The sequence below is a fragment of the Rubritalea sp. genome (assembly GCF_051252225.1).
Classification (GTDB): Bacteria; Verrucomicrobiota; Verrucomicrobiia; order Verrucomicrobiales; family Akkermansiaceae; genus Rubritalea.
On record NZ_JBPOGE010000009.1, the window covers coordinates 66,498 to 79,163 of the forward strand.

The following is a 12,666-nucleotide window of genomic DNA, read 5'->3' on the forward strand; positions in this document are numbered from 1 at the left end:
ACAGGATTGTACTATTTAGATTTCTGAATCAGATAAATACAGGAAATTATTGAGCCATGTGGATCGAAGTTACTTACCAGTTTATTCCCTGTTTCGCGATCGGTGAATAAATTGACTAGTGATGCCCAGGCTTTCGCTTGTGAATCCCAACAGAATTTCCGTCTGGATCCTTCACGAAGGCCATGTTGCAGACAGCTGTCTCGATAGGTCCGAAACTGAATTCCACGTTTGCTTGCTTTAATTCTGCAAGCGCAGCGTCAAAATCGTCCACTTCGAGAGATACGCTACAGCCTTCTGAGCTGGGGTTCAACCCTGGAGCTGCTCCGATCGCTAAGGTGCCGGCACCAATATCGTACTCGACCCAATGACCATTTTCTAACTTTTCATCCATCGTGGCCTTGAGCCCGAGAACGCCTTCATAGAAGGTGCGAGCGCGTGCCATATCAGTTACCGGATAACAGGAGAATGCGATTTCTTGTATTTTCATAGGATTTTTAGAGTCATGTATTTTGCTCTTAATCAGAATCTAATGTGAAGCTTCATTTGGCTACCTTTTATTAAAAAGTCTCAATTATGAGCCGCTTGCTGAAACGGAGTTGCCGCACACTCAGATTTCCCGGTGACTCAAAGGACAGTGTTTTCGGTGACTCGGGTTGTAGCATGAGTACAGATTTTCTTACTCACGTATTTGATCGGCGAGCTATAAAGTGTTATCTAATCAGTCTTATGATCTGCAGCTTTCGTGTTTGTCTCGGATAAAATGATCTACTTCATCGTCATTAAATCTTCAGGGATCTGGATATTGGTATTACCTAAGATTTCTAGAAGTGGGAATTTATCTAGATAAATTTTTTCAGCACTGACAGCATTGGGTTCCATGTAGGTGCTCGGTCCGAGGAGGGCTACAGATTTACCCACTTCTTTCGAGGCGATCATCAGCCCATAGGCATTATAAATTTCAATCGTGTACGAGGGCTTCTTCTTTTTTTCTGTTTTATTTCGGTACGCGACACTGACGTCTTCTTTACCTATTGCGAATAGAGTAATGAGCTCGTCGTTAACAAAAGCTTCCCCCTCTTTGATTTCATAAAGATATTCGCCATCACGGATTTCAGGTTTTTGTTTAGATAGATCGATTTCATCATTTGCCTGTAATCCAGCAAACGGTGCTAGCGCTAGCAGTAAGACGATTTTAAAAAGTGGTGATTTCATGATTTTTTATTGGAGGTGAAGCACGCCAATTACTGGAAATGGAGTGTGCATTAAGTTGATTTGGGATTTCATACAATGGCTCGGCTATAGGTGGGCCAGAAATTGGGCGCGTGCCTTGTTCGGCTAACCCTTCTGGTTTCTTTGTCGATTACCAACAAGAACTAGAGCACCCACACCCAGTAAAATTGTAGATGATGGCTCAGGAATTGTAGTGTAGTCGATTATTAGGCTCGGTGCAGACGCTCCAGTCGCGGCAAAACGTTTAGCGGTAGTATCTGACAACTCATTACCAATAATAGTCCAACCATAATTATCGGCGGTGCCGTCTACCCAAGCTTGGACATCGGTCACCAAGCCAGAAGAACTCCACTGATAATCCCCATTAGATCCAACAGCCGTCTGTGCACTTGTGCTTGAAACGAAGTCGCCACCTGCAGTTGACCAGAGTACACCACCACCTACTCCATCAGACTCTCGATAGAGCCAAGTCGGGTCTCCAACTGTGGCTGCTGTTCCAGCTCCTTCGCCTCCAGGCGCATCGGAGGTGCCTTGGTCCCAAAGACTAGTAGTTCGATATATAGAAACAGTTTCACTTCCAGCTATCGATTGATTCATAGAAATCTCTAATGTCACAGAGTTTATTTGAACATTGTTTAGAGCTGAAAAATCAAATTCGATGAGCGCTCTCCTGCTGTCACCCAGAGCCGTATTTCCTGCAAAAAAATAGTCCCCAAGTGAATTGGAGAGTTCTCCTTCGCTGTAGATAGTCGTGGTTAGGGTTGCAGACAATACGGCAGTCGCTGAGTGAACTGACTGCATTCCTAGGAATACCACAGGGAATAAAGATAGTAGTTTTCTAGGTGTTTTTTTCATGTAGTCAATGGGAGTTCTTATTTACGTAAAGCACACCAACTACTGAAATTCTCAGCCTGCTTTGTATCTGGGTAGATGTATTACTCGACTTTCAGCGGGTCGTGTCTTGTTCTTCCATACTGTGATTGAGGGGGGCGATCCAAATAATTACTTGAAGTTAGAGAATCGGTTAATAACTGCAATGAGGTTTCTCTGAAGATCTTAACTTTTTGTCACACGCACCCTTTTCCCTGTAGCGTCGACAATATTATTAGTCATAAATATATAGTAATTGAGTCCATTATGACTGTGAGAATAGCGAGCGGTCGTATTTCCATCTCTACATGTGGTGATCCATTTATAATCGTAATAGTGGAATTTATTCAAAAGACCTTCCCGTTGGCCAATGAATGTTTCACGGTTCAGAGTGATATCAAATCCTGTAAGCTCTCCATAGATATGGAGTCGACATCCAGTCCACTGCTTCTTCTTGGAAAGTAAGCCAGATTCAAATTCATTGATGAGTTCAAGTGTTGCTAGTTCTTTGTCTCTCATGACAATGCTTGGAGCTGTCGTAATTTGAGTGTCTTTGGTCTGTGATAGACCACGCATAATCATCTGTACTGCACCATCTTCAAGGTAGAGTACATTATCACCAGTTAAAGCCCTTGATAGAGGGTCATTTTTCTCAGGTAAAGCAACAGACTTAGAGGCTACGCGAATTTGACTAGGTTTTATCCCACGGAGGATTTGAGAGATGTTTTTAAGTTTTTTCACGGCTAGTGGACTTCCACTGATAGTCATCGTGCATTTCTTTCGGGAATAGCTGATCTCAGTCTTATTATTTTCATCTAGAATAGACGCTAGTTTTTCGAGCGCCTTCTCCTCAGAAGCATTAGTTCTATCCTTGGTTGAAGGAGTGAGGTTTAGAAGCTGATACCAGTCTGGTGGAAGAGGGATTTCTGACTGCGTTATGGACGGGTCGATGGTGGTTGGTGAGACGGCTACAGTCTGAGTATCTGGAGAATAGCGAAGCTCAGATCCAAAATACGCGGCGATGAGCTTGGTGGTCTCTTGATATGTTCCACTTAGGGTGATGTTTAGCGTTCTTTTTTCTGTAGGCGCACCCGTGTATTTAATCTGAAGTGGTTTTTGTAGAGTGATTTCACAAGTCTCTTTATAGGCCACGTCAATAGCTTTGAACGCCTCATCAAGTGTGACCTGCTTTAAACGTATATCAGGTAAGTAGAATCTATCTAATTCTTGAAAACTATGTGCCCCCTTCTTTTTCTCAAGGGACTTATTCAAATGCGATAGCAAGGGATGGGAAACAACTTTAGGTGAAGCTGCATGTACATCAGAGAGAGAGAGGCTCATAGATAGAGCCCCGAACACGACACAGTGTAGGGGTTTTGGGATCATGGTCTTTTATTTAAAGCACAATCCCATTTCGGCTGTAAGCCTTAATTTACAGAACAATGTTCACTGCGCAGAACTTATAGCTCGGCTGGCGTGAGTACGGGTCAAAGGACGCCTGAGTGAGCTTGTTCATCTTAGCGTAGTGCATCGGCATGAAAAGTTGGCCAGGGTAGACGCTTGGAGTAACGCTGGCTGTGACTTCGACTTCGGCTCTGCGGGATTTGATGATAATCTTGCTGTTAGGCTCGATGTTGAGTCGCTTGGCGTCGTCTGGATGGATTTCCACGTAGATCTCGCCCGGGTGTAGCATACGCAGCACTTCTGACTTCTTGGTACGGGTCTCAGTGTGCCACTGGGCTGAGCTGCCGCGCCCAGTTAGGAGCACCCAGGGGTACTCACTATCAGTGGGTTCAGCGACTGGTTTTGGCTCTTCGAAGATGAACTTTGCCTTTTGGTCTGGGTGGTAGAATTTGCCATCTGCGAATAGACGACGCTGGTTATCCTCAGCGAGACCTGACACTTGGTCGGGTTTACATGGCCACTGGATTCCGCCGTGGTCATCGACCATACGGTAGCCAGTGACTCCAGAGATATCACATGGTTGCCCTTCAGTGAGCTCGGTGAGCATCTTAAAGGCGGCCTCGGGAGATGACCATTTTTTGAAGCGCTCCCCTACTCCCCAATAATGAGAGACGAGTTTGAAAATATTGAAGTCTGATAGTGCTTCGCCTGGTGCTTCCGCCACTTTTTTTACCAGACCGATACGACGCTCAGAGTTAATGAATACCCCGTCTTTCTCTGCCCAGCCTGCAGCGGGTAAGATGAGATCCGCTTGCTGAGCAGTTTCGGTACTGTCGTACATGTCTTGGACGACTAGATAATCGAGCTTCTCCATCGCCTCGCGGTAGCGGTCTTGATGGATCCAAGAGTGTGAGCCATTCGTAGCAAGCACCCAGAGTCCCTTGATTTTCCCTTCGTGAATGCCTTCGACAATCTGATCGTACGCCATACCGAGCTCAGTAGGGATGTGTTCTTCTTCGACACCAATAATCTTAGAAACTTTGGCGCGATGCTCAGGGTTGGCGAAATCATGACCACCAAGTAAATTCGTGGTGTTAGAGAATAAGCGTGAGCCCATCGCATTACACTGACCGGTAATAGAGTTAGCCCCTGTTCCTGGTCTGCCGATATTTCCTGTCATCAGCGCGAGGTTGATAATGGCCTGGGCGGTACGGACACCTTCATGTGATTGGTTCACGCCCATGGTCCACCAGAAGGAAACGCGCTCACCTCGGTGAATCGTTTCTGCGAGTTTGAGTAATTGCTCAGGAGTGATGCCAGATTGTTCTTGGACCTGTGTGAGGTCGAAGCCTTTCACGTGCTCTTTGAAGCTCTCGAACTCATTGGTATGTTCGGCGATGAATTTTTCATCGATCCAGCCCTTCTCGATCAAGAGGTTCGCCAAGCCATAGAAAAAGTAGAGATCGGACTTCGGCAAGATCGGGTAATGCTGAGTTCCGGCAACGGCTGTTTCAGTCTTACGCGGGTCGATTACCACGATCTCTGGATTGTTCTTATTGCGCTCAATACGCTGCCACATGATCGGGTGCGCGATACATAAGTTAGAGCCGATAAGAATGATCACATCTGACTCTTCGAAATCTTGATAGGTGTAAGGTGGTGCGTCGAAGCCGAAGCTTTGCTTGTAGGAAACCACAGCGGTCGCCATGCACTGACGGGTGTTGCCATCACAGTGGCGTATACCCATGCCAAACTTTGCTAAGGCGCCAAGAAATGCCATTTCCTCTGATACGATCTGACCAGTCGATATGAATGCAACTGACTCATCGCCATACTCTTTCTGGATTTTTTTAAAGTTAGAGCAGAACGCGTTCATCGCCTCATCCCAACTAACAGGCTCTAACTGACCACCGCGCTGTTTGCGGATCATTGGGTGTGTAGCACGGTCATTCGCCTCGAGTGGCGTGAGAGCTTCCCAGCCTTTTGGACATGCCATACCGAGGTTTACTGGGTACTGAGTCGAAGGGGTGAGTGAGACTGCTTTCCCATCTTTTAGGTGCACATTGAGCCCACAGCCAGTAGAGCAGAACCCGCACACGACATTGGTCGTAGCGTCTGGGACAAGCTTATCTGGTACCTGCCCCAGCCCAAACTTACCTGGTGAGCGAAGAAGCTCAGCCGTCTTCGGCCCTTGCCATTGACGAATGGGTGGTACGATTTTTTCGAGTGATTTTGGGAGTGTGAGCATATCAGTGAGCTTTGTTGATTTCGCCAGGCATCTTAAGAGTGACCACCGCTTGGAAGAAGATACTGCGCTCTAACCATTCTCCGATAAGAATAAGTGGTAGGCAGAGTAACGCTGCTGCGGGCTGAGCCAAACCGATGGCTAAACATAGTGAAGCGAGTAAGAATATGGCCCAACGCACTTTCAGTGTACTGGTAAGTGAGTTCAGCTGAATCAAGGCACTCTTTTTAGCGAAGCTCCAGTCGCTTGATTTCGCTGGTTTGAGCAATGCAAATTCAGTCAACATCTTGAAAGCTACCGACAGGGTGAAGCCGATTGCTGCGAAGGTGCTAACTGAGCTGTTAAGAATCGATTCTGCAGTCACTAAGCCTGCGAAGCCACCGAGCAGTGTGGTTCCGAAGAAGCGAGCGCAGGTCTTAGACATGCTCCAGAAGGCGCGTTTCGTGTCCACGTAGACCATCACTGAGCAGAATACGCTGAGAAGACCAAGGACTGCGGAGGAGACACCTGCGCCTGTGGTGATGAACGATGGGATTTCGAAAGTGAGAATTTCAGGGAGGAATCCTTGCGCCACTGGGTACCAAAGCAAGGCAGCATAGGCTATCAGTGCCGGCATCCATGCGCTAAAGAGGAGGATTTCGCGACTGAGCCATGAGGTCTTTAATCCGAGGAAGACGCGCCATGCTCCTAGCGGGCTACCAAGGTGGAGCAAGCTGGAGACGAGTCCAACATTTCCTAACACGACGGCGAGAGCTGAGAGTGCGAGGGTTACTGTTTGGGAGGAATCAGGAGCTAGAGACTGTACGACGAAACATACGATCGATGCGCCGACAGCAACCTGCGTCAGCATTAGCATCCATACGAGCGGCACGTGGTTGTGCGCAGGAGTAAGATCCTTGTCATCTGCAGGATGCATTGCTCCATCAAGATTACGCTTACTGCGGAAATTAGTGGTTGGAAGCGTGTAATCGGAGCGGAAAGCGCCAGCGACCATGCTGCCGCCTTGCATTGATTTTTCGCGCGACTCCGCCACATTGATCACTTGAATGGAAATAGCTCCGTTCGGGCAGGATTGTACACATGCAGGGGCTTCACCTTCAGCGAGTCGCTCGTGACACATATCGCATTTTCTAACAATGCCTAGAGCATCATCATATTTAGGGACATCGTATGGACACTTGAGTGAACAATACTGACAACCGATACATTGGTCATCGAGATGTCTCACAATACCCGTGTCTTCCATTTTCTCGTAAGCTCCCACTGGGCAACCATTCAAGCAAGCTGGGTCAGCACAGTGGTGGCAAGCTGAGGTGACGGTCTGCTGTTCTGCCACACCGTCGACTACTCCACGAATCGATCCTACGTCACGCCAGGATTCTTTATCCTTCAGACCGTTGAGGCTATGACATGCAACAACACAGGCCTTACAGCCGGTGCATTTATCCATGTCTACTTCGAAAGCGTATTGCTCTCCTGAAGAGGGCTTTTTAATAGGAATGAGATCCTTATAGTATTTCGACTGGATCGGAGTGGTCGCATCTTCATGCTTTTGACTAAAGCGCTCGACGGCAGATAAACTACGTTGCTCGGTCAGAAGTTGATCAATCAAAGTTATCTCAGCATTAGCCTCTGATAGCTTATCGATTTTTGATGAGTCCACCCGATCTAAAACGTGCGCACCCTTATTCATCCCAGTCATACTCCTTCTTTTTAAGCAAAATGCGTGCCATGCACTAATGAAACTCATGAGCCAGAGTAATATCTAACTGTGAGTTTCGTTCATCATTTATAGAGAAGAACTAATACGAGTAGCACAAAGAGCGCGCTAGAGGTTATTTTCCAAAAGCGCTCAGGATTACGCTCCATGAGCGGTAAATGGCGAGACTCAACATAGAGCGGATTCGGGTCTTTAAGGTCGCGCACGAGCTCGCTCATGCTGGAGTAGCGTGACTCTGCGTGCACGCTCAGAGCTCGCTTTAGTGCTCCATCTACCCACACTGGCACCATTGGTTTATATTTATAGGCCGGAATGTATTCTAGTAGGCTGAAATCCTTGTACGTTTGTGCCTTGGTCCATTTATCTCCATAGGGGCATTTGCCGCCAGTGAGTAGATGGTAAGCAATCATCGCGATGGAGAATTGATCAGACTTCACTCCGATAGAAGACTCGATCTCTAGTCTGTATTCGGGTGCGGAGAAGTCGATTGTTCCCAGCGCAGTTGGCTGCTCTATCCCCTGCCCTTTACCGTGAATGCTTTCAATTTTACAGGATCCGTAATCGATGACAACTGGGCGATCATCAGCGGTGAGCATGATGTTATCTAGCTTCAGATCCTGGTGAATGGTTTCCTTGCGATGGAGCGCTCGAACACCCGAGACAATCTGTTCGACAATGCGGACAATTTTTAACGTGTCGATATCTCCCTTGTGTGCGTCCATCCACTGAGCAAGCGTCTTCCCCTTCACCTCCTCCATGAGGTAGTAAAGGAAAGTGGCTTTTTGTGGGCGCTCTACGACCTTAATGAGGTTTTTATGATCCACGCGTCTGCCGATCCATTCTTCTGCGACAAATCTATCGATGTATGCAGGGTCATCTTGGAAATTCGGCGAAGGCGTCTTCATTACGAAGGCTTCCTTGGTTGAAGTGTCACGCACCCTATAGAGTTGGCTTCTTGCGCTCTCAAAGATCACCGACTCGACTTCGAGACCATCGACACTCATACCTGGGTAGAGTAATGGAGGAAATGGGCGTTCACGGAGAAAGCGCTGAAGCTCTTCCTGATTTGCTCCCGGTACAGCACTAATCTGGACTAGCTGACAGGAGAGGTTGTCGTTACTTCCTGAAAGCAGTGCGGCATTAACAATTTCTTTGGCGGTAACATCGAGAGATTCGTGACTCTTTATGATATCGAGCATCTGGCTATCACGTAACCATTCGTGGACGCCATCGGTGCTGAGTAGGAAGAGATCGTTGAGTTCGATGCCAAATTCCTTGAAGTCCACCTTGGGATTCAGATTGAGCCCCATTGCGCGACTTAAATACGTCGTGTTTTTGGAGATTTGAGTGCTGTGATCATTGGTGAGCTGCTCGATTTCTCCATTGCGAATACGGTAAATCCGTGTGTCGCCAATATGGAAAATGTGTGCCGTGTTAGAAGTGAAAATGATAGAGCTATGCGTAGAGAGGTAGCCCTTCTCATTTGCAAGCCCCTCACTGTGCCCCTGACTATAGAGCCATCGATTGAGTGCTGTGAGAATTCTGTGACCAGAAGTCTTCACTGACCAAGTGTCAGGCGTACTATAATAGTCGGAAAGAAAGCTCTGTACGCACATCTCCGCGGCGAGCTTGCCACCACTTGCTGCGCTCACCCCATCAGCGATGACGACTGCGATACCTTTCGTGAAGACAGAAGCGGCATCAGGCACATGAATGCCGATGCAGTCTTCGTTTTGTTTTTTTACTCCCTTGAGGGAGCATTGACCCACTGAGACAGTTAGTGCGTGCTCAGTGGGTAATGTGGTGATCATTTAATTTTTAATTAGGAAACTTCGATAAGCTCCACAGATCCATCAGGCATCACTTCAGCAGTGTGGCCAGCTGGCTCTTCAAGGAAGTATGTGGCGATGAAACCAATGGAGCTAGATGCTGCGATGATCATGAAGAAGGTAGAAGCATCGACAAAGGAGAAAATCGTAAGAAATACAACTGCTCCTACATTGCCGTAGGCGCCAGCCATTCCAGCAATCTGACCAGTCATACGGCGCTGTACGAGCGGCACCATGGCAAACACTGCGCCTTCGCCGGACTGCACGAAGAATGAGCAGCACATTGTGGCAAGTACGGCGAGCGGTATCGCCCATGTGCCGTCAATATGACTCATAGTGAAGTAACCAACTGCTAGACCGACCATGAAAATCATCATGGACTTACGACGACCGAATTTATCTGAAATCAAACCACCTGCAGGGCGGGCAATTAAATTCATGAATGCGAAGCCTGACGCGAGGAGGCCAGCTGTCACTGGTGATAGGTCAAATGTTTCCATGAAGAAGAATGGAAGCATGGAAACTACTGCGAGTTCAGAGCCGAAAGTGACGAAGTAGTTGAGATCGAGAATTGCAACTTGCTTAAATTTGTAGCGGAACATCTCAGGCACCCCACCCTCTTTGAGCATGGTTTTGTTGACGCGGTAGATTTGACTCACCTGGAAAACGAAGAGTGCTGCTAGGCCGACATAGATCATATTCGTTGTGCTCTGTGTAAGTAAGCCAACGGAAATCAATTTCCATGCGAGAACTGCAAGAGCTGCATACATAGGTATTGTCATGATGAGGAGGAAGTAGAAGTCACGGCGTGTACTTACTTCCATTCCGCCGCTCTTTTTAGGTTTGAAGTAGGTGGCCCCCTTAGGGGTGTCACGCGCAACAATGTAGAAGAAGATCCCGTAAAGGAATGCAATCGCTGCGGTACAATAGAGTGAATACCTCCAGCCATTTTCACCACCAAAAATGGTGGCAAGTGTTGGCAAGGTCATCGCTGCAGCGGCTGAACCGAAGTTACCCCAACCACCATAAATACCCTCAGCAAGACCGACTTGACGTGCTGGGAACCACTCTCCCACCATGCGGATTCCGATCACAAACCCAGCTCCAACGAAGCCCATCGCGAAACGCGTAACGGCAAGTTGTTCATAAGTTTGAGCAGATGCAAACAACGCACAGAGCACACCCGATATAATGAGGAGTGTAGAGAAGGTCTTTCTAGGGCCTAATTTATCTACGAGCATACCCACAATCACACGTGAGGGAATGGTGAGAGCAACGTTTACAATGAGAAGCGCCTTCCATTGCGGTTTAGTCAGGTTGAATGCTTCTGAAATAACTGCGCCAAGGGGTGCGTGGTTAAACCAGACAACAAATGTAATGAAGAACGCAATCCATGAAACATGGAGAGTGCGTATGCTCGGATTCTTTAGATCGAGTACGTTTAACTTATCAGTGGTGTTCACGTTATGGATGAAAGCAATACATGTGCCAAAAAGGGTGGTGACGCAAAAATGCCAATCATGTCTAACATGATTGGCATTCATTATTTAGCGCTATGAACACTTAGGCAACTACACCCATCGATTTATCAACCAAATCTTGAATTTGTTCTTTATTGCGGAATCCCATGGTTTCCCCAGCTGAGAAAACGCGAGTCTCCCCTTTGATGTGTGAGCGCTGCTCGAGGAATGCAAGGAGGTGCTCACGGTAAGTGAAGAACTTCTGATCATTAAAGATTTCCTGTCGGTTACGCGGACGTGGGAAATCAATTTCGAGAATTTCTCCTAACCCAGCCTTAGGGCCATTTGACATCATTACACAGCGATCCGCCATAAATACGGCTTCATCAACATCGTGTGTAACAATCATCGCCGTAAGTTTTTCGCGTTCAAGAATATCAATAATGACATCCTGTAGCTCCATACGAGTCAATGAATCTAGTCGACCAAAAGGCTCATCAAGAAGCAGCACTTTAGGCTGAAGAGCAATCGCTCTCGCTATACCAACACGCTGCTGCATGCCGCCAGATAGCTCCTTTGGGTATTTCTTCATGGAGTCAGCTAGGCCAACGACAGAAAGTGAATGCTCGACAATCTGCTTCTGAGTAGCCTTATTAACGTGTGGATAGACGTTTTTCACTCCAAGCATCACATTAGCGTAGGCTGTCAACCATGGCATCAAGCATGGTGCCTGGAATACCACAGAGCGATCAGGACCCGGGCCGTCGATCTCCTTATTCCCTACAATGATACCCCCGCCAGAAATCTCATTGAGCCCTGCGAGCATTGTGAGAACCGTGGATTTACCACAACCAGAGTGACCAATGAGTGAGATGAATTCCCCCTCCTTGATATTTAGGTTGAAGTCTTCAACTACGCGGAAAGGATCACCGTACGGATTCGGGTATTCTTTAACGAGATTTGAAATCTCTACAAATTTTAAATTCTCAGACATATTAGGCTACGTTGTTAGAGTTCTTACTGGAAACAGGGTTTTGCTTGAATGTTGGAGCGAGCACTGTTGGTGAGAAATTCTTAGGTGTCACCTTAGGCATTGGTATGATATCGGCACTGAGCTTCTTACTCTCTTTATTGAGCCCCATCATGTAGTTGGTGATCTCAGACTTGAGGCGCATAAATTCTGGATGATCATTCAGTGTGTGGCGGTCACGTGGACGTGCCATGTTCACCTTGAAGTCGTCAGAGAGAGTTGCCGCTGGCCCCATAGTGAGAGGGACGATGCGATCAGCCATCAGAACGGCTTCGTCCACATCGTTAGTGATCATCACTACTGTACGTTTGTCTTTCTCCCAGATATTGAGGATTTGGTCCTGTAGCTCTGATCGAGTGAGGGCGTCTAGTGCTGAGAGCGGCTCGTCAAGCAGCAGAACTTCCGGGTCCAGAGAGAGTGTGCGTGCAAGCGATGCTCGCTGACGCATGCCGCCTGACAGCTCTTGTGGTTTCTTATCAAATGCGTGATCGAGTTTCACCATTTTCACATAGTGTCGTGCGCGCTCTTCAAGATCACTCTTGGAGAGTCGAGGGTCCACAGCCCTAATAGCAAGCTTCACATTCTCTACCACCGTCAACCAAGGGAGGAGTGAGTAGTTCTGAAACATGAGTCCGAGGTCTGGGCCCGGCTCCTTAATGCTCTCCCCTTTGAATCGAACTTCGCCTGTTGAAGGTTTTTCGAGGCCAGAGAGAAGACTCATTAGTGTACTCTTCCCTGCTCCAGAGAATCCGATGACTGCGACAAACTCATTTTCTTCAACCTTGAGGTTAAGATCCTTGAGGATATCCACCCTGCTGGAGGGCGGTCCGTAGCTTACTGAAGCGTTATCTATTTCTAAAAATGCCATAATCTTGGAT

General features: G+C 47.4%; 10 protein-coding genes. All 10 read right to left on the reverse strand.

Annotation, left to right across the window (positions count from 1 at the left end; all coding sequences use genetic code 11):
• Positions 1-115: 115 nt before the first annotated feature.
• Positions 116-487, reverse strand: a complete 372-nt coding sequence (locus ACSHX2_RS10330; RefSeq protein ID WP_435692867.1) for a VOC family protein — start codon at positions 485-487, stop codon at positions 116-118.
• A 278-nt stretch (positions 488-765) separates the two neighbouring features.
• Entirely contained in the window at positions 766-1,212 is a 447-nt protein-coding gene (locus tag ACSHX2_RS10335) for a hypothetical protein (RefSeq protein ID WP_435692868.1), read from the reverse strand.
• 123 nt (positions 1,213-1,335) lie between these two features.
• Complete coding sequence (locus ACSHX2_RS10340; RefSeq protein ID WP_435692869.1) at positions 1,336-2,085, reverse strand: DNRLRE domain-containing protein; 750 nt, start codon at positions 2,083-2,085, stop codon at positions 1,336-1,338.
• A 201-nt stretch (positions 2,086-2,286) separates the two neighbouring features.
• Positions 2,287-3,441, reverse strand: a complete 1,155-nt coding sequence (locus tag ACSHX2_RS10345) for a hypothetical protein (protein ID WP_435692870.1) — start codon at positions 3,439-3,441, stop codon at positions 2,287-2,289.
• A gap of 91 nt (positions 3,442-3,532) precedes the next feature.
• Complete coding sequence (locus ACSHX2_RS10350; protein WP_435692871.1) at positions 3,533-5,752, reverse strand: molybdopterin oxidoreductase family protein; 2,220 nt, start codon at positions 5,750-5,752, stop codon at positions 3,533-3,535.
• Between the two features lies 1 nt (position 5,753).
• The gene (locus tag ACSHX2_RS10355; RefSeq protein WP_435692872.1) at positions 5,754-7,499 is read right to left on the reverse strand and encodes a DmsC/YnfH family molybdoenzyme membrane anchor subunit; all 1,746 of its coding nucleotides are present in this window, start codon (positions 7,497-7,499) and stop codon (positions 5,754-5,756) included.
• A gap of 35 nt (positions 7,500-7,534) precedes the next feature.
• Positions 7,535-9,280 (reverse strand): protein kinase domain-containing protein, encoded by a 1,746-nt coding sequence (locus ACSHX2_RS10360; protein WP_435692873.1) that lies wholly within the window; start codon positions 9,278-9,280, stop codon positions 7,535-7,537.
• 11 nt (positions 9,281-9,291) lie between these two features.
• Positions 9,292-10,761: a NarK family nitrate/nitrite MFS transporter gene (locus ACSHX2_RS10365; protein ID WP_435692874.1), complete on the reverse strand. Its 1,470-nt coding sequence runs from the start codon at positions 10,759-10,761 to the stop codon at positions 9,292-9,294.
• Between the two features lie 100 nt (positions 10,762-10,861).
• Complete coding sequence (locus ACSHX2_RS10370) at positions 10,862-11,752, reverse strand: ABC transporter ATP-binding protein (protein WP_435692875.1); 891 nt, start codon at positions 11,750-11,752, stop codon at positions 10,862-10,864.
• A gap of 1 nt (position 11,753) precedes the next feature.
• Complete coding sequence (locus ACSHX2_RS10375; RefSeq protein ID WP_435692876.1) at positions 11,754-12,656, reverse strand: ABC transporter ATP-binding protein; 903 nt, start codon at positions 12,654-12,656, stop codon at positions 11,754-11,756.
• Between the last annotated feature and the right edge of the window lie 10 nt (positions 12,657-12,666).

Excerpts from the sequence above, each read along its gene's own strand:
- ACSHX2_RS10335 (WP_435692868.1), bottom strand. The coding sequence starts at position 1,212 with ATGAAATCACCACTTTTTAAAATCGTCTTACTGCTAGCGCTAGCACCG.
- ACSHX2_RS10370 (WP_435692875.1), bottom strand. The coding sequence starts at position 11,752 with ATGTCTGAGAATTTAAAATTTGTAGAGATTTCAAATCTCGTTAAAGAA.
- ACSHX2_RS10340 (WP_435692869.1), bottom strand. The coding sequence starts at position 2,085 with ATGAAAAAAACACCTAGAAAACTACTATCTTTATTCCCTGTGGTATTC.
- ACSHX2_RS10345 (WP_435692870.1), bottom strand. The coding sequence starts at position 3,441 with ATGAGCCTCTCTCTCTCTGATGTACATGCAGCTTCACCTAAAGTTGTT.
- ACSHX2_RS10330 (WP_435692867.1), bottom strand. The coding sequence starts at position 487 with ATGAAAATACAAGAAATCGCATTCTCCTGTTATCCGGTAACTGATATG.
- ACSHX2_RS10350 (WP_435692871.1), bottom strand. The coding sequence starts at position 5,752 with ATGCTCACACTCCCAAAATCACTCGAAAAAATCGTACCACCCATTCGT.
- ACSHX2_RS10375 (WP_435692876.1), bottom strand. The coding sequence starts at position 12,656 with ATGGCATTTTTAGAAATAGATAACGCTTCAGTAAGCTACGGACCGCCC.
- ACSHX2_RS10355 (WP_435692872.1), bottom strand. The coding sequence starts at position 7,499 with ATGAGTTTCATTAGTGCATGGCACGCATTTTGCTTAAAAAGAAGGAGT.
- ACSHX2_RS10360 (WP_435692873.1), bottom strand. The coding sequence starts at position 9,280 with ATGATCACCACATTACCCACTGAGCACGCACTAACTGTCTCAGTGGGT.